The sequence below is a fragment of the Methylobacterium sp. J-078 genome (assembly GCF_022829285.1).
Lineage (GTDB): Bacteria > Pseudomonadota > Alphaproteobacteria > Rhizobiales > Beijerinckiaceae > Methylobacterium.
This window is the reverse complement of record NZ_JAKSYI010000062.1, coordinates 94,029-114,335: the sequence shown is the minus strand read 5'-3', so window position 1 is coordinate 114,335 and position 20,307 is coordinate 94,029. Positions and strand designations below refer to the sequence as shown.

At 67.9% G+C, this 20,307-nt stretch carries 21 protein-coding genes and 1 pseudogene; 17 read left to right on the top strand and 5 right to left on the bottom strand.

The features are described 5' to 3' along the window. The first annotated feature begins 26 nt into the window (after positions 1 to 26). From MKK58_RS09875 to MKK58_RS09840, 8 genes are all read left to right on the top strand, one after another. The gene (locus MKK58_RS09875) at positions 27 to 344 is read left to right on the top strand and encodes a UxaA family hydrolase (RefSeq protein ID WP_243911911.1); all 318 of its coding nucleotides are present in this window, start codon (positions 27 to 29) and stop codon (positions 342 to 344) included. A gap of 25 nt (positions 345 to 369) precedes the next feature. After that, on the top strand, positions 370 to 1,632 hold the full coding sequence (locus MKK58_RS09870) for a UxaA family hydrolase (RefSeq protein ID WP_409565228.1): 1,263 nt from the start codon (positions 370 to 372) through the stop codon (positions 1,630 to 1,632). Between the two features lie 137 nt (positions 1,633 to 1,769). Then, a complete protein-coding gene (locus MKK58_RS09865; protein WP_243911910.1) occupies positions 1,770 to 3,140 on the top strand; it encodes a cation:dicarboxylate symporter family transporter in 1,371 nt (456 codons plus the stop codon). 64 nt (positions 3,141 to 3,204) lie between these two features. Next, positions 3,205 to 4,146 (top strand): hydroxyacid dehydrogenase, encoded by a 942-nt coding sequence (locus MKK58_RS09860; protein WP_243911909.1) that lies wholly within the window; start codon positions 3,205 to 3,207, stop codon positions 4,144 to 4,146. Positions 4,147 to 4,149: 3 nt separating this feature from the next. Beyond that, on the top strand, positions 4,150 to 5,139 hold the full coding sequence (locus MKK58_RS09855; protein WP_243911908.1) for an Ldh family oxidoreductase: 990 nt from the start codon (positions 4,150 to 4,152) through the stop codon (positions 5,137 to 5,139). A 161-nt stretch (positions 5,140 to 5,300) separates the two neighbouring features. Beyond that, positions 5,301 to 6,029: a GntR family transcriptional regulator gene (locus MKK58_RS09850; RefSeq protein WP_243911907.1), complete on the top strand. Its 729-nt coding sequence runs from the start codon at positions 5,301 to 5,303 to the stop codon at positions 6,027 to 6,029. A gap of 38 nt (positions 6,030 to 6,067) precedes the next feature. Further along, positions 6,068 to 7,273 carry a molybdopterin-dependent oxidoreductase gene (locus MKK58_RS09845; protein WP_243911906.1) on the top strand — a complete coding sequence of 402 codons (1,206 nt, stop codon included), beginning with the start codon at positions 6,068 to 6,070 and terminating at the stop codon, positions 7,271 to 7,273. 11 nt (positions 7,274 to 7,284) lie between these two features. Then, a complete protein-coding gene (locus MKK58_RS09840) occupies positions 7,285 to 7,605 on the top strand; it encodes a cytochrome c (RefSeq protein ID WP_243911905.1) in 321 nt (106 codons plus the stop codon). A gap of 69 nt (positions 7,606 to 7,674) precedes the next feature. Here MKK58_RS09840 and MKK58_RS09835 read toward each other — a convergent pair whose 3' ends face one another. After that, on the bottom strand, positions 7,675 to 7,917 hold the full coding sequence (locus MKK58_RS09835) for a hypothetical protein (protein WP_243911904.1): 243 nt from the start codon (positions 7,915 to 7,917) through the stop codon (positions 7,675 to 7,677). Positions 7,918 to 8,051: 134 nt separating this feature from the next. On the opposite strand from MKK58_RS09835, the gene MKK58_RS09830 reads away from it, so the two are divergent. Beyond that, complete coding sequence (locus tag MKK58_RS09830) at positions 8,052 to 9,137, top strand: YeiH family protein (RefSeq protein ID WP_243911903.1); 1,086 nt, start codon at positions 8,052 to 8,054, stop codon at positions 9,135 to 9,137. A gap of 30 nt (positions 9,138 to 9,167) precedes the next feature. Here the strand turns inward: MKK58_RS09830 and MKK58_RS09825 are convergent, their stop codons facing one another. Then, on the bottom strand, positions 9,168 to 9,875 hold the full coding sequence (locus MKK58_RS09825; protein WP_243911902.1) for a TetR/AcrR family transcriptional regulator C-terminal domain-containing protein: 708 nt from the start codon (positions 9,873 to 9,875) through the stop codon (positions 9,168 to 9,170). Between the two features lie 96 nt (positions 9,876 to 9,971). After that, positions 9,972 to 11,111 carry an anhydro-N-acetylmuramic acid kinase gene (locus MKK58_RS09820; protein ID WP_243911923.1) on the bottom strand — a complete coding sequence of 380 codons (1,140 nt, stop codon included), beginning with the start codon at positions 11,109 to 11,111 and terminating at the stop codon, positions 9,972 to 9,974. Between the two features lie 133 nt (positions 11,112 to 11,244). On the opposite strand from MKK58_RS09820, the gene tyrS reads away from it, so the two are divergent. Next, positions 11,245 to 12,519: a tyrosine--tRNA ligase gene (gene tyrS / locus MKK58_RS09815; RefSeq protein WP_243911901.1), complete on the top strand. Its 1,275-nt coding sequence runs from the start codon at positions 11,245 to 11,247 to the stop codon at positions 12,517 to 12,519. Between the two features lie 141 nt (positions 12,520 to 12,660). On the opposite strand, the gene MKK58_RS09810 is transcribed toward tyrS, so the two are convergent. Continuing rightward, entirely contained in the window at positions 12,661 to 13,101 is a 441-nt protein-coding gene (locus tag MKK58_RS09810) for a PaaI family thioesterase (RefSeq protein ID WP_243911900.1), read from the bottom strand. 57 nt (positions 13,102 to 13,158) lie between these two features. Between MKK58_RS09810 and MKK58_RS09805 the strand changes: the two are divergent. The 3 genes and pseudogenes from MKK58_RS09805 to MKK58_RS27135 form a co-directional block, all read left to right on the top strand. Then, positions 13,159 to 13,584, top strand: a pseudogene (locus MKK58_RS09805) (CoA-binding protein); the annotation flags it as partial. Between the two features lie 125 nt (positions 13,585 to 13,709). After that, positions 13,710 to 14,753 (top strand): N-acetyltransferase, encoded by a 1,044-nt coding sequence (locus MKK58_RS09800; protein ID WP_243911898.1) that lies wholly within the window; start codon positions 13,710 to 13,712, stop codon positions 14,751 to 14,753. Beyond that, a complete protein-coding gene (locus MKK58_RS27135) occupies positions 14,731 to 15,159 on the top strand; it encodes an ASCH domain-containing protein (protein WP_409565227.1) in 429 nt (142 codons plus the stop codon). The genes MKK58_RS09800 and MKK58_RS27135 overlap by 23 nt, the downstream gene beginning before the upstream one ends. A gap of 8 nt (positions 15,160 to 15,167) precedes the next feature. Here the strand turns inward: MKK58_RS27135 and MKK58_RS09795 are convergent, their stop codons facing one another. Beyond that, on the bottom strand, positions 15,168 to 16,481 hold the full coding sequence (locus MKK58_RS09795) for an MFS transporter (RefSeq protein WP_243911897.1): 1,314 nt from the start codon (positions 16,479 to 16,481) through the stop codon (positions 15,168 to 15,170). A gap of 444 nt (positions 16,482 to 16,925) precedes the next feature. On the opposite strand from MKK58_RS09795, the gene MKK58_RS09790 reads away from it, so the two are divergent. The 4 genes from MKK58_RS09790 to MKK58_RS09775 all read left to right on the top strand — a co-directional run bounded on the left by MKK58_RS09790 (position 16,926) and on the right by MKK58_RS09775 (position 20,230). Next, positions 16,926 to 18,206: an O-acetylhomoserine aminocarboxypropyltransferase gene (locus MKK58_RS09790; RefSeq protein ID WP_243911896.1), complete on the top strand. Its 1,281-nt coding sequence runs from the start codon at positions 16,926 to 16,928 to the stop codon at positions 18,204 to 18,206. 69 nt (positions 18,207 to 18,275) lie between these two features. Further along, complete coding sequence (locus MKK58_RS09785) at positions 18,276 to 18,431, top strand: hypothetical protein (protein ID WP_243911895.1); 156 nt, start codon at positions 18,276 to 18,278, stop codon at positions 18,429 to 18,431. A gap of 62 nt (positions 18,432 to 18,493) precedes the next feature. Beyond that, positions 18,494 to 18,898, top strand: a complete 405-nt coding sequence (locus MKK58_RS09780) for a response regulator (RefSeq protein ID WP_243911894.1) — start codon at positions 18,494 to 18,496, stop codon at positions 18,896 to 18,898. A gap of 36 nt (positions 18,899 to 18,934) precedes the next feature. After that, complete coding sequence (locus MKK58_RS09775) at positions 18,935 to 20,230, top strand: O-acetylhomoserine aminocarboxypropyltransferase/cysteine synthase family protein (protein ID WP_243911893.1); 1,296 nt, start codon at positions 18,935 to 18,937, stop codon at positions 20,228 to 20,230. The last annotated feature ends 77 nt before the right edge of the window (positions 20,231 to 20,307 follow it).

Here is a 20,307-nt window from a genome sequence, read left to right as displayed (position 1 = left end):
ACGGCTTCACCAAGGAGGATCCCGGAATGAGCAGCCACGCCGGATCGGGTGGGGGGCGGACGAAGCCGCACCTTCTCGCACACAGCCCGCTGGACAACGTCGCCGTCGCCGTCATCGAAGGTCTCAGCGCCAACACCGACGCCCTCGGCGTCATCACGGAGGACGATTCGACGTTCGCGGTACATGTCCGCCACGACATCCCGATCGGCCACAAGGTGGCGCTCACCGACCTGAAGGCCGGCGATACGGCCATCAAGTACGGCCAGGATATCGGGAAGATCATCCAGGACGTCGCCAAGGGCGAGCATGTCCACGTGCAGAACCTCAAGACGAAGCGCTGGTGAGGTCGCGATGCCCGGAGAGAACATCATGAACGCCCCCGAGACCACCTCCCCCTTCGTCGGCGGAGCCCCCGACCAGTTCGCCACCACGGCCCTCGGCTCCAGCCGCGCCTCCGTGGACACCAAGGCCGCCACCTTCATGGGCTGGCGCCGCGAGAACGGCCGCGTCGGCGTGCGCAACCACGTCGTGCTTCTGCCCCTCGACGACCTGTCGAACGCCGCCTGCGAGGCCGTGGCCAACAACGTGAAGGGCACGATGGCCCTGCCGCACGCCTATGGCCGCCTGCAGTTCGGCGAGGATCTCGACCTCCACTTCCGCACCCTGATCGGCATCGGCTCGAATCCGAACGTCGCGGCCGTCGTGGTCATCGGCATCGAGGACCAGTGGACCAACCGGATCGTCGAGGGCATCGCCAAAACCGGCAAGCCCGTGATCGGGTTCGGCATCGAGGGCCACGGCGACATCGCCACCATCGCGAAGGCCAGCTACCAGGCCAAGCGCTTCGTGCAATGGGCGACCGAACTGCCCCGCGAGGAATGCCCGATCGCGGACCTCTGGATCTCGACGAAGTGCGGCGAGTCCGACACCACCACCGGACTGTCCTCCTGCCCCACCGTGGGCAATCTCTACGACAAGCTGATCCCGCAGGGGATCTACGGCGTGTTCGGCGAGACCTCGGAGATCACCGGCGCCGAGCACCTCTGCCGCGAGCGCGCGGCGACGCCCGAGATCGGCGACAAGTGGTTCGCCATGTGGAAATCCTACCAAGACGACGTCATCGAGGCCCACAAGACCGACGATCTCTCGGATTCGCAGCCGACCAAGGGCAACATCCTCGGGGGCTTGAGCACCATCGAGGAGAAGGCGCTCGGCAACCTTGAGAAGATCGGCCACGACAGCCGCTTCATCGACGCGCTCCAGCCGGCGGAGGCGCCCGCCAAGGGGCCCGGCCTGTACTACATGGACACCTCGTCGGCGGCCGCCGAATGCATCACCCTGATGGCGGCGGCGGGCTACGTCGTCCACACCTTCCCGACGGGCCAGGGCAACGTCATCGGCAACCCCATCGTCCCGGTGATCAAGATCACCGGCAACCCGCGCACCGTGCGCACCATGGGCGAGCACATCGACGTCGACGTCTCGGGCGTGCTCACCCGGGAGATGACCATCCCGCAGGCGGGCGACGCGCTCATCGACATGGTGGTGCGCACGGCGAACGGGCGTCTCACGGCCGCCGAATCCCTCGGCCACCGCGAGTTCGTGATGACGAAGCTCTACCGCAGCGCCTGACGGGCGGACTTGCGCGCCGCGTTCCGGGTCGGAACGCGGCGTTCCCACCCCGACGCCATCGGGGTTCGCGAACGGAGAGAGACTGCCCGTGATCGCGGCGGCGGATTCCGTTCGAAGATCGTCCGGGAAGGAACGCCATGAGGTTTTTTCGATCGATCTACGGTCAGGTCCTGGTCGGCATCGCGCTCGGCATCGTCGTGGGCGTGCTGTTTCCGAAGTTCGCCGTCGACCTGAAGATCCTCGGCGACATGTTCATCAACCTGATCAAGATGGTCGTCGGCCCGGTGATCTTCTGCACGGTGGTGGTCGGCATCGCCCATGTCGGGGACATGAAGAGCGTCGGCCGCATTGGCCTCAAGACCCTCGTGTACTTCGAGGTGTCCACGACGGTAGCGCTCGCCGCCGGCCTTCTCTTCGTCAACCTCCTGCGGCCCGGCGACGGCATCAACGCCACGGTCGAGAGCCTGGACGCCAAGAGCGTCGCCGCGATCGCCGGCAAGGCCCACGCCCAGAGCGTGATGGAGATCGTCGCCAACATCATCCCGCACAGCGCGGTCGATGCCTTCGCCAGGGGCGACCTGCTCCAGGTGATGTTCTTCTCCGTCCTCGTCGGGATGGGGCTCGCAGCCATGGGCCCGAAGGGGCAATTCCCCCTCAAGGTGATCCACGCCTTCGGCGATATCCTGATGAAAGTCGTAGGCATCATCATGCATTTCGCCCCCGTGGGGGCGTTCGGCGCCATGGCCTTCACCATCGGCAAGTTCGGCCTCGGAATCCTCGCCCAGTACGGGTTGCTGATCGTCTCGCTCTACCTGACCTTCTTCGTGTTCATCGTGCTGTTCCTTGGCGGCGTGATGCGGTTCTACGTGGGCTTGAGCCTTTGGAAGCTGTTCCTCTATGTCCGCGAGGAGATGTTCATCCTGCTCGGCACGACCAGCACAGAATCGGTCCTGCCCCGCCTGATGGCCAAGCTCGGCGGCCTCTCCGTCGAGAAGGGCGTCACCGGCTTGGTGATGCCGGCGGGCCTGTCCTTCAACATGGACGGGTCGTGCATCTACCTCACCATGGCCATCGGCTTCATCGCCCAGGCGCTCAACATCCCGCTCAGCTGGGAGCAGCAGCTCGGCCTCCTCGCCATCGCTCTCGTGACCTCGAAGGGGGTGGCGGGCGTCGCCGGCGCCATCCTGTTCGTGCTCGCCGCGACGCTGCAGGCGTCGCAGGTCCTGCCCGTCGCCGGCATCGCACTCATCATCGGCGTCGACCGCATCCTCAACGAGCTGCGCTGCATCACCAACGCCATCGGCAACATGGTGGCGACCCTGGTGATCGCCCGCTGGGAGGGCAAGATCGACCTCGCCCATGCCCGCGCCGTCCTCGACGGGCGCATCCAGCCGGACCTCGACAGCCTCGACGAGCCGGACGAGGCGATGGACGAGGCGCCCGCGCCGGTCGCCCCCGCCAACCCGGCCCGTCACCGCCCGATGCCCGCCGTGGTCCCGGCCACCTGAGGGGCCGCATTCCCGCAACCGGAGTTTTTGTCCCTTGCCGACATCAGACACGCCGACAGGTCGCATGCCGAAGATCGTCATCAGCGAATTCATGGACGAGGCCGCCATCGCGGGCGAACTCGGCGGGTTCGCGACCCTCTACGATCCGGGCCTCGTGGACCGGCCCGCCGACCTGATGGCGGCGCTGGCGGGCGCGGACGCCCTGGTGGTCCGCAACCGCACGCAGGTGAATGCGGCGCTCCTGGCCGCCGCGCCCGACCTCAAGGTGGTCGGACGCCTCGGGGTCGGGCTCGACAACATCGATCTCGCGGCCTGCCGCGCCCGCGGCATCGCGGTCTATCCCGCCACCGGTGCCAACGACGTCGCGGTCGCCGAGTACGTCATCGGCACGGCGATGCTGCTCCTGCGCGGGGCCTACGGCGCGACCGACGCTGTGGCGGCGGGAACCTGGCCGCGCAACGCGCTCATGGGCCGGGAGATCGCGGGCAAGCGCCTCGGCCTCGTCGGTTTCGGCGCCATCGCCCGCGAGACCGCGCGCCGCGCCGTCGCCCTGGGCATGCAGGTCGCGGCCCACGATCCCCTCCTGCCGGCCGAGGATCCGGCGTGGCGGCCGGCCTACGGCACGATCGCGCGCCTCGACCTCGACACCCTCCTCGCCGGCAGCGACGTCCTGTCCCTGCACGTGCCGCTGACGCCCGAGACGCGGGGGATGATCGACGCGCGGGCCCTCGCCCGGATGCCGGCCGGGGCCGTGCTGATCAACGCCGCGCGGGGCGAGGTGATCGAGGTCGCCGCGGTGGCGGCGGCTTTGCGCGGCGGCCATCTCGGCGGGGCCGCCCTCGACGTCTTCCCGCAGGAACCCCTGGACGCGGCGGCGGGCGCCGTGTTCCGGGACCTGCCCAACCTCATCCTGACCCCGCACATCGCTGGGGTGACCCGGGAATCGAACGTGCGCGTCTCGGCCGTCACGGCCCGGGCCGTGCGCCGTCACCTCTCGGAGGGCTAAGCCATGACGACCCTGACCCTCGCCGAAGCCCACACCCTCGTGGCCGATGCCCTGGTCCGCTGCGGGACGGCGCCCCCCGCGTCGCGGAGCGTCGCCCGGGCCCTCGTCGGCGCCGAGGCCGACGGACTGAAGGGCCACGGCCTCTCGCGGGTGGCGTCCTACGCGGGGCAGGTCCGGGTCGGGAAGGTGGTGGGCGACGCCGCGGTCGCGGTGACGCGGCCCCGGCCCGGCCTCCTCGCGGTGGACGCCGCCCACGGCTTCGCCTATCCGGCCCTCGACGCGGTGATCGAGCAGCTTCCGCCGATGGTCCGGGATCAGGGCATCGCGGCGGCCGGCATCCGCCGCTCCCACCATTGCGGCGCGGCGGGGCGGCCCGTGGAGGCCCTGGCCGAGGCCGGACTCGTGGCGATCCTGTTCGCCAACACCCCGGCCGCCATGGCGCCCTGGGGCGGGTCGCGGGCGGTGTTCGGGACCAACCCCCTCGCCTTCGCCTGTCCCCTGCCCGGGCGCGCGCCCATCGTCATCGACCTCTCCCTCTCGAAGGTGGCGCGGGGCTCGATCATGGCCGCCCGGCAGCGCGGCGAGGCGATCCCAGAGGGCTGGGCCCTCGATGCCGAGGGCCGGCCGACGACCGATCCGGGCGCGGCCCTGAAGGGCACCATGGTGCCGCTGGGCGACGCCAAGGGCACCGCGCTCGCCCTGATGGTGGAGCTTCTCGCCGCCGGCCTGACGGGCGGGCGCTTCGCCGCCGAGGCGAGCTCGTTCCTCGATGCCGAGGGCGATCCGCCGGGCACCGGCCAACTCGTCCTCGCCATCGCGGCGGATGCGTTCGGGCCCGGGGCCCTCTCCCGGTTCGCCGATCTCGCGGGCTCCATCGCGGCGCAGGCCGGGGCGCGCCTGCCCGGTGCGCGCCGCCTCGCCCTCCGGACCCGGGCCGAGGCCGAGGGGCTCACCGTCCCGGACGCGCTCGTCGCCGAGATCAGGGCGCTCTGACCATGAAGGCCGCCAGCCCGAGCGGATTTCGTCCCAGGCCTCCGGCCCTCCGGATCGACCGATTGCCCGGAGCCGGGCTCGGCCTTATCGAGGAACGGGACACCGTGCTGGGAAACCTCTCCTTTCCTCTTCCCACGCCCGGGGAGCAGCGGCGCACCGACATGGAACGCACAGGTGGCAATGCGGTCGGTTTCCGGCCGCTCTATCGGCAGGTCTACGACACGCTCCTGCGCCGCCTCGCCGATGCGGTCTGGCAGCCGGGCCAGATCCTGCCGAGCGAGGGCGTGCTCGCCGCCGAACTCGGCGTCAGCCAGGGGACGGTGCGGAAAGCCCTCGACGCGCTCACCGCCGACAGCCTGCTGGTGCGCCGCCAGGGGCGCGGCACCTTCGTGGCCGAGCACGACGACAAGCAGAGCGTCTTCCGCTTCTTCAAGCTGCGGCCCGACGGGGCGGTCGCCGGCACGCCGTCGAGCCGCGTCGTCGCCATCGCGGAGGCCGCCGCCACCCTCGACGAGCGCGACCGGCTCGCCCTCCTGCGCAACGCGCGCGTGGTACGGCTGGAGCGGGTGCGCTCCCTCGACGGGCGCGCCTGCCTGTTCGAGACCATCGCGGTCCCGTCGAGCCTGTTTCCCGGCCTGGCCGGGATGGCGCTGCCGAACACGCTCTACAGCCTCTACGCGACCCGGTTCGGCATCACGATCGCGACCGCGCACGAGCGCCTGAAGGCGATCGCGCTCAGCCCCGACAAGGCGGCCCTGCTGGACAAGCCGGCGGGAACGCCCGTCCTCGAAGTCGACCGCGTCGCCGTCGATCTCGAGGACCGCCCGGTGGAGTGGCGCCTGTCGACCTGCCTCACCGAGGACATCCACTACGCCTCCGTCCTGCGATGATCGCGCGGAGGCTGCCAGCGGGACATGGAGATTCCGGGATGATCGAGACCGATCGCAGAACGCTCCTGAGGCAGGCCGGGGCCGGGCTGCTCGGTGCGGCCCTCGCACCCTTCGCGGCCCGGGCCGGCGAGGCCGTCACCTTGCCCTTCGGCAACGGCGAGCGCCCCCTCGTGGCCTATCCGGGCAAGCGCCCGCTGCTGCAGATGACCGCGCGGCCGCCACAGCTGGAGACGCCGTTCGCGGTCTTCGACGAGGCCGTGATCACGCCGAACGACGCCTTCTTCGTGCGCTACCACCTCGCCGACATCCCGACCTCCATCGATCCCGCCACGTTCCGCCTGACGGTCGCGGGGCATGTCGACGGGCCGGTCTCGCTGTCGCTCGCCGAGCTCAAGGCGATGCCGAACGCCGAGATCGTCGCGGTCAACCAGTGCTCGGGCAATTCCCGCGGCTTCGTCGAGCCCCGCGTCGCCGGCGGCCAGCTCGCCAACGGCGCGATGGGCAACGCCCGCTGGACGGGCGTGCCGCTGAAGGCCGTGCTCGACCGGGCCGGCGTGAAGGCCGGCGCGGTACAGGTCGTGTTCGAGGGCCTCGACGGCCCGGTCCTCCCGGAAACCCCGGACTTCGCCAAGGCGCTCGGCCTCGATCACGCCCGCGACGGCGAGGTGATGCTGGCCTGGGCCATGAACGGGCAGGACCTGCCCTGGCTCAACGGCTATCCCTTACGCCTCGTGGTCCCGGGCTTCTACGGCACCTACTGGGTCAAGCACCTCGACGCGATCACGGTGATGGATAAGCCCCACGAGGGCTTCTGGATGAAATCGGCCTATCGCATTCCCGACAATGCCTGCGCCTGCGTCGAGCCCGGGCAGACCCCCAAGGCCACCGTTCCGATCAACCGCTTCACGATCCGATCGTTCGTGACGAACCTCACGGACGGCGCTTCCGTTCGGGCGGGGCGCACGGACCTGCGCGGTATCGCCTTCGACGGCGGTTCCGGCATCCGGGCGGTGGCGGTCTCTACCGATGACGGGCGGAGTTGGACCGAGGCGAGCCTCGGCCCCGATCTCGGTCGGTATTCGTTCCGGCCCTGGACCCTGTCGGTCGATCTCCCCGCCGGTGCGCACGCGCTCCGGGTCCGGGCGACCGGCAACGACGGCGCGACCCAGCCGATGGAGCCGCGCTGGAATCCGCCGGGCTACATGCGCAACGTGATCGAGACCGTCCGGGTGCGGGCGGCATGAGGAGAGACAGGATGATTGTGCGTCCCCTCGCGGCGGCGCTGGCCGCCGCCGGCCTTCTGGCGAGCCTCCCGGCCGCTGCCGCACCCTTGAGCTACGACCTGCCGGAGCCGACCGCGCAACTGCGCCCGGCGCCCGGTCACGAAGCCGGCCTCGCGGCGGCCGAGGCGAACTGCCAGAGCTGTCATTCGGTGGACTACATTGCGATGCAGCCACCGGGCAAAGGCGCGGCGTTCTGGGTCAGCGAGGTGACGAAGATGCGCAAGGTCTACCATGCGCCGATCAGCGAGGCGGACGGCCCGGCCATCGCCGATTACCTCGCGGCGGCGTACTAGGCTCCGGCTTACGAGGCCGAGGGATACCGGGCACCGTACACGCGGCACCGGACCCTTACCGGAAGGCCCTTACAGGATGGCGGTGATGAAGGCGGCAACCTGCGCATGAGCGTTCGAGACCATCTGCGCCACGGGCTCGTCGGCGAAGTAGATCCGGCTCGCCGTCAGGGTCGCGGCCACCAGCCAGAAGCCGGTCACGGCCACGCTGCGCGCCCGGCGGTCGCCCGCCTGGGTCGTACCGTGGCAGGCGATCTCGACGGGTTCGCCGAACGGATCGTAGGCCATCGCCGGGCTGTCGGAACGCTTGCTCATGGGGGTAAATGTCGCGCTTCGACCCCGACCGATCAATGGACGGGATTTGCGAAGATTCCCGCCGGGAGAGAGCTTTATTCTCGTGGCTCCGCCCGTAGTAGAAGTTCCTTCCGATCGCCGCATGGGACGGCAGCATGAGCGTCAAGAGCATCTCCACGGCCGCCGCCGGGGCGGGCAAGCCGGGGGCCGCCAGCGGCCGGATCGCCTCCCTCGTGCCCGGCATCCTCGTCTGCCTCGCGGTCACGGTGGTGGCTCTCGCCGTGCAGGCCCTGGAGGAGCGCGCCACGGGCCACCCCTATGTCGAGGCGCTGGTCATCGCGATTCTGCTGGGGATCGCGCTGCGCACCCTGTGGAGCCCGGGCGAGCGCTTCCGGGCCGGCATCGCGTTCTCGGCCAAGCAGGTACTCGAACTCGCCGTCACCCTGCTGGGCGCCTCGATCAGCCTGGGCGCCATCGTCGCCTCCGGGACGAGCCTCCTCGTCGGCATCGTCGCCACGGTGGTGCTGGCGATCGTGGCCAGCTACGCCATCTGCCGGCTGCTCGGTCTGCCGCCCCGCATGGCGATCCTGGTGGCCTGCGGCAACGCCATCTGCGGGAACTCGGCCATTGCCGCGGTGGCACCCGTGATCGGGGCCGACAGCAAGGACGTGGTGGCAGCCATCGCCTTCACGGCGGTTCTGGGTGTCCTGATGGTGCTGGGCCTGCCCCTGTTCATCCCCCTCGCCGGCCTGTCCGAGCATCAGTACGGCACGCTGGCGGGCCTGACCGTCTACGCGGTGCCGCAGGTGCTCGCCGCAACCGTGCCGGTCGGCATTCTGGCGACCCAGGTCGGCACCCTGGTCAAGCTGGTGCGCGTGCTGATGCTCGGGCCCGTCGTGGTGGCGTTCTCGTTCATCGCGCCGCACCTGCCAGCGGAAGGGGCCTCCGCCAAGGGGCGGCCCGGGCGCCTCGGCTTCTTCAAGATCGTGCCCTGGTTCATCCTCGGCTTCCTGGCGCTGGCGACCCTGCGTTCGGTGGGGCTCGTCCCGGATGCGGCCTCCCAGCCGGTGACGCGGCTGGCCGGCCTCCTCACCGTGGTGTCGATGGCGGCGCTGGGTCTCGGCGTCGACGTGCGTGTGCTGGCGCGGGTCGGCGGCCGGGTCACCCTGGCGGTGACGGGCTCTCTCGTCGTCCTCCTCCTCGTCAGCCTGTCGCTGATCTGGGTTCTGCGGATCGCCTGAATCCGATCGACGTTCGCCGTCAGCGCGCCGTCAGCGCGCCGTCAGGCGCTCGGGAAGGCCGTGAACGTCTCCACCGGGCGTCAGGGCGTGAGCTGGCTGAAAGGTCCGCAGGAACGTGTCAATCGTTCGGCACAGGGTCTCGCGCTTGATGTGCGTGAGTTCCGGTCGCTCGATCCCGAAGGTCGCCCGGTCCAGGGGCGGCATGATCGCGACGTTGACGAAGTAATCGGCCGCGAAGCGCAGGTCGTCGATCGCGATGTCGCCGCGCTTCACGCCGAGGGCGAGGCTCTGCTCGATCAGGATCGCGATGCGCGCATGTCCGAAATCATGCAGCGTGCGCGCGAATTCGGGGAACCGGACCGCCTCCGCGGCGGCGATGCGACGCAATGCGATACAGGAGGGGGCGATCGCCGCCGTCAGGACCGCGTGGGCGATGCGGTAGAGGCACTCGGCCGTGGAGCCGCCGAGGGCGGCCTCCAGTTCGACGCGCGGCATGTGCGTCTCGATGAAGCGCAGGCAGGCCGCCTCGAACAGGTCCGCCTTCGAGGTGAACTTCGTGTAGACGGTCTTCTTGGAGGCGCCCGCCGCCGCCGCGATGGCATCGACGCTGGCCGCCTCGAAGCCGTCCGCGAGGAAGATCGGGATCGCCGCGTCGATGATGCGGCGGGTGGCCTCACCCTCCGTGCCCCGGCGCGGACGCCCGACGCGCCTGGGCGGATGCGCTTCCTCGATCGCCAAGCCGCCCCTCCCGCCCGTGTGCGCCACGAGTCTTCCACCCGCTCGGCCCCGGTGCAACCCGTCCTCTTGGGGGGAAGCGCGCGCGGGCGCGGTGCATCATGCGGCGGGGCGCGCCAGCACGCCGCCGGTGGTCGGCGCGCGCACCCCGGTGGTCGACGGGAAGGTGATCGGCAGGCCTTTCAGCGAGCGCACCGCGAGATGCGCGAACGCCTGGGCCTCGAGGTAGGCCGAGGACCAGCCGATGGCGTCGGCGGTCGTGATCTCGGCGCGCAGGTGGTAGTTCAGGAGGCGCACGAGTTCGCCGTTGCGCGCGCCGCCCCCGGCCACGATCCAGCGGGCCGGAATCTCGGGGGCGTGGTCGAGGGCGCGGGCCACCGCCCGGGCGGTGAAGGCGGTGAGCGTCGCCGCGCCGTCCTCCGTGGAGAGCTGGCCCGCGAGCTTGTGGGAGAACCAGTTCCGGTCCAGCGATTTCGGCGGGCGCCGGGCGAAGAACGGGTGGATCAGCAGCCAGGCCAGCAGGGGCTCGTCGGGGCGACCGCGGGCGGCGGTGCGGCCGCCGTCGTCGAGGGGGCGGCCGGTGCGCTCGCGCATCCAGTCGTCGATCAGCGCGTTGCCGGGGCCGGTGTCGAAGGCGATGACGTCGCCGTTGGCCGACAGGATGGTGGCGTTGGCCACCCCGCCGATGTTGAGGATGCCGAGCGCCCCCTCGAATCCGGAGGCGCGGGCGAGCGCCTGGTGGAACACCGGCACGAGCGGCGCCCCCTGCCCGCCCGCCAGCACGTCGGCGTGGCGCAGGTCCGAGACCACCGGGATGCCGAGGCGTCGGCTGAGCGCCGCGCCGTCCCCGATCTGCACGCTCATGCGTTGGTCCGGCCGGTGCACGACGGTCTGGCCGTGGAAGCCGATCACGTCGATGTCGGCGGGCGTCAGGCCGTTGTCGGAAAGGAAGCTCTCCACCGCCTCCGCATGGGCGGCGGTGACGAAGGCTTCCGCCGCGCCGAGGCAGCCCGGCCGGTCCTCGCGGGCGACGATCCCTTCCGCATCGACCAGCGCCTGGCGCAGCAGCGCCCGGTCCTCGTCCGCGTAGCCCCGGTAGCCGGTGGGCCCGAGGGGCTCGAGGTAGCCGTTGTGGCTCTGGACCACCCGCACGGTCTCGCCGTCGGTCTCGATCAGCGCCACGTCGACGCCGTCCAGCGACGTGCCGCTCATGAGTCCGATCGCGCGCATCATCGTCATGGTGCCTCCCCGGGCGTTCATGCCCGTGCCTTCCGTCCGCAGCCCTGCTAAGGAGCCGCCCATATCCCGTGCGGTGCTATCACGCGGCCTCCGAGCCTGTCGCGCGCCGCGTTGCCAGAGACCGGAACCACGCATGTCCTCCGACGCCCCCTTCCAGCCGCAATCCGATTTCCTCAAGGTCCTCACCGAGCGCGGCTACATCCACCAGGGCTCGGATCTCGCCGGCATCGACGCGGCGGCGCTGGAGGGCCGGCTGACGGCCTATGTGGGCTACGATTGCACGGCGGCCTCGCTCCATGTGGGCCACCTCCTCTCGATCATGATGCTGCACTGGCTCCAGGCCACGGGGGGCACGCCCATCACCCTGATGGGTGGCGGCACCACGCGGGTCGGCGACCCCTCGGGCCGCGACGAATCGCGAAAGATCCTCACCCTGGAGCAGATCGAGGAGAACAAGGCCGGCATCCAGAAGACCTTTTCGCGCTTCCTCACCTTCGAGGGTGCCGCCAACGCGGCGACCATGGTCGACAACGCCGAGTGGCTGACGAAGCTGAACTACATCGAGATGCTGCGCGACATCGGGCGCCACTTCTCGGTGAACCGGATGATGTCGATGGACAGCGTCCGCATGCGCCTGGAGCGCGACCAGGAACTCTCGTTCCTGGAATTCAACTACATGATCCTGCAATCCTACGACTTCGTGGAGCTGAACCGCCGCTACGGTTGCGTATTGCAGATGGGCGGCTCGGACCAGTGGGGCAACATCGTCAACGGCATCGATCTCGGCCGCCGCATGGGCACGCCGCAGCTCTACGGGCTGACCTGCCCGCTCCTGACCACGGCGTCCGGCGCCAAGATGGGCAAGACCGCCGCCGGCGCGGTCTGGCTCGATGCCGGTTTCCTCAGCCCGTACGCGTACTGGCAGTTCTGGCGCAACACCGAGGACGCGGATGTGGGCCGCTTCCTCAAGCTCTTCACCCTGCTGCCGATGGACGAGATCGCCCGCCTCGAAGCGCTCTCCGGCGCCGAGATCAACGAGGCCAAGCGGGTGCTGGCCACCGAGGCCACCGCCCTGATGCACGGCCGCGAGGCGGCGGAGGCCGCCGCCGAGACCGCGCACAAGACGTTCGTGGAGGGCACGGTGGCGCAGGACCTGCCGAGCATCACGGTCTCGGCCGACCTGCTGGAGGCCGGCCTCGGCGTCCTCTCGGCCTTCGGGCCGGACCATGCCAAGCTCCTGCCCTCCACCAGCGAGGGACGCCGCCAGATCAAGAGCGGGGGCCTGCGTGTCAACGACGTGCCGGTGACGGACGAGCGCGCCGTGCTGCGCACAGCCGACCTGACGGCGGACGGGGTCATCAAGCTCTCGTTCGGTCGCAAGAAGCACATGCTGGTGCGCGTCGGCTGAGGCGGAGGCGACGTCCCCCTCCCCCTTGCGGGGAGGGGTCAGGGGTGGGGGTGGCGCCGCCAGCCTCCTAGGCCTGAGGGTCACCCAACCACCCCCACCTCCAACTCCTCCCCGCATGGGGGAGGAGAGCCGCGCCACGCCTCACCGCGCGGGCGGAATCGCGTAGGTGCCGGTGGCGTGGCAGACGAGCGGCCCGCCCTCCGGCCCCGTGATGTGGACCTCGCCGACGGCGAGCCGCTTGCCGAGCTTGAGCAGGCGCGCGGTGCCGATGAGCCCGGAAGGCCCCGGTTTGCGCAGGAAGTTGAAGGTCAGGCTCGTGGTGACGGCGAGGGCCACCGGGCCGAGGCTCGCCAGGATCGCCGCGTAGAGGGCGTAATCGGCCAAAGCCATCATCGACGGCCCCGAGACCGTGCCGCCCGGGCGCAGGTGGCGTTCGTGGTGGTCCATCCGCATCCGGGCGAGGCCGGGGCCGACCTCGACGAGGTGATAGGTCCTGCCCCCGGCCGCCATCTGCGGAAACGCCGAGTCGAGGAACGCCACGGTCTCAGGCAGCGACAGGGTCTGGGGCAGGGTCTCGGACATCGTGGGGGGCTCCGGCTCACCTTGCGGCACGGCCGTTCCTGCCCGACAAGATGGGGGATGCGCCAGCCCCACGATGCCTACGACCCCGCCCTGATCCGCCGGGTGCTCGCCGAGACCCGGACCATCGCGCTCGTCGGCGCCTCGGCCAATCCGGCCCGGCCGAGCCACCACGTCATGGCCTTCCTGCTGGCGCGCGGCTACCGCGTGATCCCGGTCAATCCCGGGCTCACCGGGCAGACACTCCTGGGCCAGCCCGTGGTCGCGCGTCTCGCCGATTTGAGCGAGCCCGTCGACATGGTCGAGATCTTTCGCAGTTCGGACGCGGCGGGTGGCGTGGTGGACGAGGCCCTCGCCCTCACGCCGCCGCCGCGCTTCGTCTGGATGCAGATCGGGGTGCGGGATGCTGCGGCGGCGGCGCGGGCTGAGGCGAAGGGGTGTGTGGTGGTGATGGATCGGTGCCCGAAGATCGAGATTTGTCGGGTCTAATGCGGTTTTAGGGTTTCGCTGAAAAATTTTGCATCGGGACGTAATCTCAGGTTGAATTTTTATGTTCTTGTTTTATTCTTCTCTGCTTAGCGAATTCAGAGCGCGAGTTTTTGAGAAGCGAAATGCTCAATAATCTAAGACTGGCGAAATTCGAGGACGTCGACCTTTCGGATGAATTTTTTGACTCTCTTCGAGAAGATTATGTTGGATTTAATACATGGTACAATAGCAAGCTAAATCAAAATTGTTATGTAGTTGATAATGTATCAAAGCCCGGAATCCGTGGTTTTCTTTATCTCAAGGTAGAAGATGGGGAAGTCGGCGATGTTGTTCCGGTTATGGCAGCTGCTAAAAGGCTGAAGATTGGTACGCTCAAGATCATTGCTCATGGAACGAAGCTCGGCGAACGAGTTTTAAAGAAAGCTTTCGATACTGCTATTGCAGAGGGCGTGAGTGAAATCTACGTAACAATATTTCCAAAGCATGTAGGTCTGATAAAGCTCTTCGAGAGATACGGATTCTCAAAATGCGGTATGAAGGATGGCGAAATTGTATTTTTCGGAGAGCTGAACACACATTCTGGCGATATAATTAAGGATTACCCCCATATTGCATTGTCGGGGCACAAATGTTTTCTGTTGGCAATATATCCAGAATATCATACAAAACTTTTCCCAGACTCAATATTGCATAATGAAGATGCTGATTTGGTCCAAGACATAAGCTATACTAATACAATCCATAAAGTTTATATTGCTAAAATGCCGCTCACTCGTATGAAGCGCGGCGACATCGTCATAATGTATCGAACCACCGACAGACCCGGGCAGGCGCGTTTTCGTTCAGTAATAACTTCAATTTGCGTAGTAGAAGAAGTCAGAAAGAAGAAAGATTTTTCAAATCTAGCCGAGTTTCTTAAATTTTCAGTTCCACATAGCGTGTTTTCTGTTGCGGAATTGCGGAAAATTTATGCTGACCCAGATCGGCACTATATAGTTCGCATGACGTATAACGCAGCTTTTACTAAACGTGTTATACGTGACAAAATGTTGGATCTTGTCGGTATCACCGAGCAACCGCGGTGGGACCTGCGAGAGCTCACCGAAGATCAAGTCCGACATCTTGCAAATCTTGGTGTATTAAATGCGAATATTATTGTCGATTAAGCCAGAGTTCGCAGAAAAAATACTAAAGGGCGAGAAACGGTATGAGTTCCGCAGAGCAATACATTCAAATAGAAGTGTAGATATTGTCGTTATTTATATGACCGCGCCAATACAAAAAATTGTTGGAGAATTTCGTATCGATAGTATTTTGTCCGACAGTCCAGATAAAATTTGGGATAAAACACACCAGTTTGCAGGCATCAGTCGCGAGAATTACGATATTTACTTTAAAAGTCGAAAATTAGCATATGCATTAAGCATTGGATCTGTAACAAAATATCCTATTCCAATAGATCCGAAATTAACGATGCCTTCTTTTACACCTCCTCAATCGTTTATGTACTGCCCTCTAGAGCTCTCAAATCAAACAGTAAAAAATGAACTCCAGATTGAAATGGCATATTAATATTCGATCTAGATAGATTGACTTCGCGTCTCTGACATCAGCGCAACAGCCACAAAACTAATCCCAGCCGCCACCGCCAAATAAAGCCCCACCCAACCCACACCACCCCACTCACTCAGCCGCTGTGCCAGGTACGGCGCGGCGGAGGCCCCCAAGATCCCCGCCAGGTTGTAGGTCACGGAAGCCCCGGTGTAGCGCACGCGGGTCGGGAAGAGTTCGGGCAGCAGCGCGCCCATGGGGCCGAACAGCCAGCCCATGGCGAACAGGCCGAGGCACAGGAAGCCGAGGACGAGGCCGCCCTGGCCGCTGCCGAGCATCGGGCCCATCACGAGGCCGAGGCTTGCTGTAAAGATCAGGCCGGAGAGCAGGACGGGGCGGCGCCCGTAGCGGTCGGCGGCCCAGCCCGAGAGTGGGATGCCGAGGCCCATGAACAGCACGGCCACGCACTCGAAGAGCAGGAAGGTCGGCCGGGTGAAGCCCAGCGTCGAGACGCCGTAGCTGAGGGCGAACACGGTGGAGAGGTAGAACACCGCGTAGCAGGCCACCATCGCGAAGGTGCCGAGCAGGGTCGCGCGGATGTACTTCGTGAAGATGACGGCCAGCGGCACCCGCTCGGGGGCGGCCTTCTCCAGGGCGGCCTTGAAGACCGGGGTCTCGGTGAGTTTAAGCCGGACATAGAGCCCGACGCCGACGAGGGCGGCCGAGGCCAGGAACGGGATGCGCCAGCCCCAGGCCTGGAAGTCGGCGGGGCTGAGCGCCAACGCCAGCCCCAGGAAGCCGAGATTCGCCGTGATGAAGCCGACGGGGGCGCCGAGCTGCGGGAAGATACCGTAGAGCGCGCGCCGTCCGGGCGGCGCGTTCTCCACCGCCAGCAACGCCGCCCCGCCCCACTCGCCCCCAAAACCCACGCCCTGGCCGAAGCGCAGGACGCACAAGGCCAGCGGCGCCCACCAGCCGGCGGTGGCATAGGAGGGCAGGCAGCCGATCAGCACCGTCGACAGGCCCATGATCATCAGGGAGGCCACCAGCGTGGCCTTGCGGCCGACCCGGTCGCCGAAATGCCCGAAGAAGGCCGCGCCCAGGGGCCGGGCGATGAACGCGATGGAGAAGGTGGCGAAGGCGGCCAGCGTCTGCACCGCCGGATCGCCGGGCGGGAAGAAGATCGGCCCGATCACCAGGGCGGCGGCGGTGGCGTAGACGTAGAAGTCGTAGAACTCGATCGCGGTGCCGACGAAGCTCGCAATGAGGATGCGCGCCGCCGGCACGGCTTCCGGGGCGGTCGTGGGGCGGGTCGCTGTCTGGCGCGTTGCTGTCTGGCTCATGGCCGGGGCCATAACCGAAGCGCGACCGGCAGGATAGCGCCGGGTCTCGGGGAAAGGAGTTCCCTCGCCCCGCTTGCGGGGAGAGGGCCGCGACGACCTCGTCGTCGGCGCGGCAAGGCGGCAGCCGAAGGTGAGGGGGCCTCGACGGATCTGGTCGGTTCGGCATCGCCCCCTCACCGTCGCTCCGCTCGTCACAGGCACGACGGGGTGCCTGTGACCCTCTCCCCGCAAGCGGGGCGAGGGGAATGCGCGCGATCGTCGGTGGACGACGTCATCGGTCATTCGCTCCCGATCTTCCTTTGCGTCCCCTCCGTCTTGACCCCCTCTCCCGTCCGTCATAAAGAACCTACGTTCGTTTCAACGAATTGCGTCCTCTTCCGCCGTCCCGGGTCCGGGCGTAGAAGACGCGCGTTGCGGGCCCGCCGGCCCGGGAGGATTTTTCCGATGACCGATCGTCTGCCCGGCTTCAACACGCGGGCCATCCATGCCGGCGCGGCGCCCGATCCAACCACGGGCGCGCGCGCGACCCCGATCTACCAGACCGCCTCGTTCGTGTTCGACGATGCCGAGCACGCCGCCTCGCTGTTCGGGCTCGAGGCCTTCGGCAACATCTACTCGCGCATCACCAACCCGACCAACGCGGTGCTGGAGGAGCGCGTCGCAGCACTCGAGGGCGGCACCGCCGCCGTCGCGGTGGCCTCGGGCCACGCCGCCGAGTTCCTTGTGATGCACGCCCTGATGCAGCCGGGCGACGAATTCATCGCCGCCGACCGGCTCTACGGCGGCTCGATCAACCAGTTCAACCATTCCTACAAGAACTTCGGCTGGAACGTGGTCTGGGCCAAGACCGACGACCCGGCCTCGTTCGAGGCCGCGATCACGCCGCGCACCAAGGCGATCTTCTGCGAATCCATCGCGAATCCCGGCGGCGTCATCACCGACATCGCGGCGCTCTCGGAGATTGCCCGCCGCCACAACATTCCGCTCATCGTCGACAACACGATGGCGAGCCCCTACCTCATCCGCCCCTTCGAGCACGGGGCCGACATCGTGGTGCACTCGGCCACCAAGTTCCTCGGCGGCCACGGCAACTCCATCGGCGGCCTCGTGGTGGACGGCGGCACCTTCCCGTGGGCGGGGGACGCGCGCTTCCCCATGCTGTCGGCGCCGCGCCCCGAATATGCCGGCAAGGTGCTGGCCGAGACCTTCGGCAACTTCGCGCTGGCCATCGCGGTGCGGGTGCTGGGCCTGCGCGACCTCGGGCCGGCGCTCTCGCCCTTCAACGCCTTCCTGCTGCTCTCCGGCATCGAGACCCTGCCCTTGCGCATGCAGCGCCACTGCGACAACGCGCTCGCGGTGGCGACCTTCCTGCAGAACCACCCGGCGGTGGCCTGGGTCAGCTATCCGGGCCTGGAGACCGACCGCTACCACCAGCTCGCGAAGCGCTACACGCCGAACGGCGCCGGCGCGGTGTTCACCCTCGGCCTCAAGGGCGGCTACGAGGCCGGCGTCAAGCTCGTCTCGAACCTTACCCTGTTCTCGCACCTGGCCAATATCGGCGACACCCGTTCGCTGATCATCCACCCGGCCTCCACCACGCACCGCCAGCTCACCGACCCGCAGCGCATCGCCGCCGGGGCCGGGCCGGAGGTGGTGCGCCTCTCCGTCGGCCTCGAGGATCCACAGGATCTCATCGAGGATCTCGACGCCGCCCTGAAGGCCTGAGCGCCCCCGTGTTAACGCTTCCTTTACCAAGCCGGAGCGAGGCTCGCGGGACGGTCACCGGAGGGTGCGATGTCGGCCATGGGCGGGTTGGAACAGGTCAACGAAATCCTGGCGCTCTGCGGCGTCCTGGCCCTCCTGGTGGCCCTGGCGGTGGCCTGCGCGCCGCCCCTGCCGCGCCGGCGTCCGGCCCTGGCGAAACGAATGCGCGACACCGGCCGTTATTGACGACACCGTCGGCGGGGCCTAGGCCCCCGTCTCACCCCTGTCGCGAGATCGTCCGGCCGTCGATGACGCAGAACCCGCCAGACAGCCACGAGTCGACAGACCTCCCCGTCGTGCTCCTCGTCGAGGATGACGGCCTGCTCCTGATGGAAGCCGCCGACACCCTCGTGGATGCCGGGTTCGAGGTGGTGGAGGCGAGCCACGCCGACAACGCCCTCTCGGTGCTGGAAAGCCGCGACGATGTCGGCGTGCTGATGACCGACGTCGACATGCCGCGCGGCTCCATGGACGGCTTCGCGCTGGCCCGCCTCGTAGCCCATCGCTGGCCGGGCATCCCGGTCCTCGTCGTCTCCGGCATGGGCACGCCCGGCCCGAACGACATGCCCGACGGGGCGCGCTTCATCCCGAAGCCCTACGAGCCCTCGACCCTGGTCCGGACCCTGCGCGCCTTCGCCCGCCGCGCCGCCTGACCGCTCACCCGACCTTCACAGAGACGGGAGGCCCCGATGGCCACCGAGACCCAGACCCATCGCTTCGCCACCCAGGCGATCCATGCCGGCGCCGCGCCCGACCCCGCCACCGGCGCCCGGATTCAGCCCATCTACTTCACGAACGGCTTCGTCTTCGAGGACACCCAGCAGGCGGCCGACATCTTCGCCATGCGCCGGACCGGGTTCTCCTACTCGCGCGGGTCGAACCCGACGGTGGCGGCCCTCGAGCGCCGCGTCGCCGCGCTGGAAGGCGCCAAGGCCGCCGTGGCGGTGGCCTCGGGCCAGTCGGCCGTGCTCATGGTGCTGATGACCCTGATGAAGAGCGGCGACGCCTACGTCGCCTCCTCGCGGCTTTTCGGCGGCTCGCTCGGCCTGATGAACCGCCTCGACGGGCGCTACGACCTCAAGCCCCAGTTCACGAAGGGCCTGACCCCGGCGGATTTCGAGGCCGCGATCACCCCGCAGACGCGGGCGATCGTCTGCGAGTCGATCGTCAACCCCTGCGCCACCGTGATGGATCTGGCCGGCATCGCCGAAGTGGCGCGCCGGCACGGGCTGCCGCTCGTCGTCGACAACACGCTGGCCTCCCCGGCCCTGATCCGGCCGATCGAGCACGGGGCCGACATCGTCATCCACTCCACCTCGAAGTTCCTCGGCGGCTCGGGCCAGACCATCGGCGGCGTGATCTGCGACGCGGGCAAGTTCGACTGGGCGGCGGTTCCCGGCCGATACGACCTGATGAGCGAGCCCTGGGCCGATTACGACGGCCTCGTCCTCACCGAGCGCTTTCCGGATTTCGCCTTCGCGGCGGCCTGCCGGGTGTTCGGCATGCGCGAACTCGGCCCCGGCCTGTCGCCCATGAACGCCTTCCTGACGCTCACCGGCATCGAGACCCTGCCGCTGCGGATGGAGCGGCACTGTTCGAACGCCCGGACCGTGGCGGCCTTCCTCAAGGACCACCCGGCGGTGGCCTGGGTGAGCTACCCCGCCCTGCCCGGCCAGGAGGGCGAGGCCATGGCCGCCCGCTACGTGCCGCAGGGCCCGGGTTCGATCTTCACCGTGGCGCTCAAGGACGGCGAGGCGGCGGCGGTCCGGTTCATCATGAGCCTGAAGCTGATCTCGCACCTCGTGAACATCGGCGAGATCAAGTCCCTGGCGATCCACCCGGCCACCACCACCCACCGCCAGCTCAACCCCGCCGACAAGGCCGCCGCCAAGGTCGGCCCCGAGACGGTGCGCCTGTCGATCGGCCTGGAGAACGCCGAGGACCTCGTCGCCGACGTCGAACAGGCCCTGGCGCAGCTCGGCTGAGGGACACCCTGTCCAGGGGCGAGGGAGGGTCGTCACCCGCCCGTCAGCCTTACGGTTGGGATGAGGAGTTTCGCGCT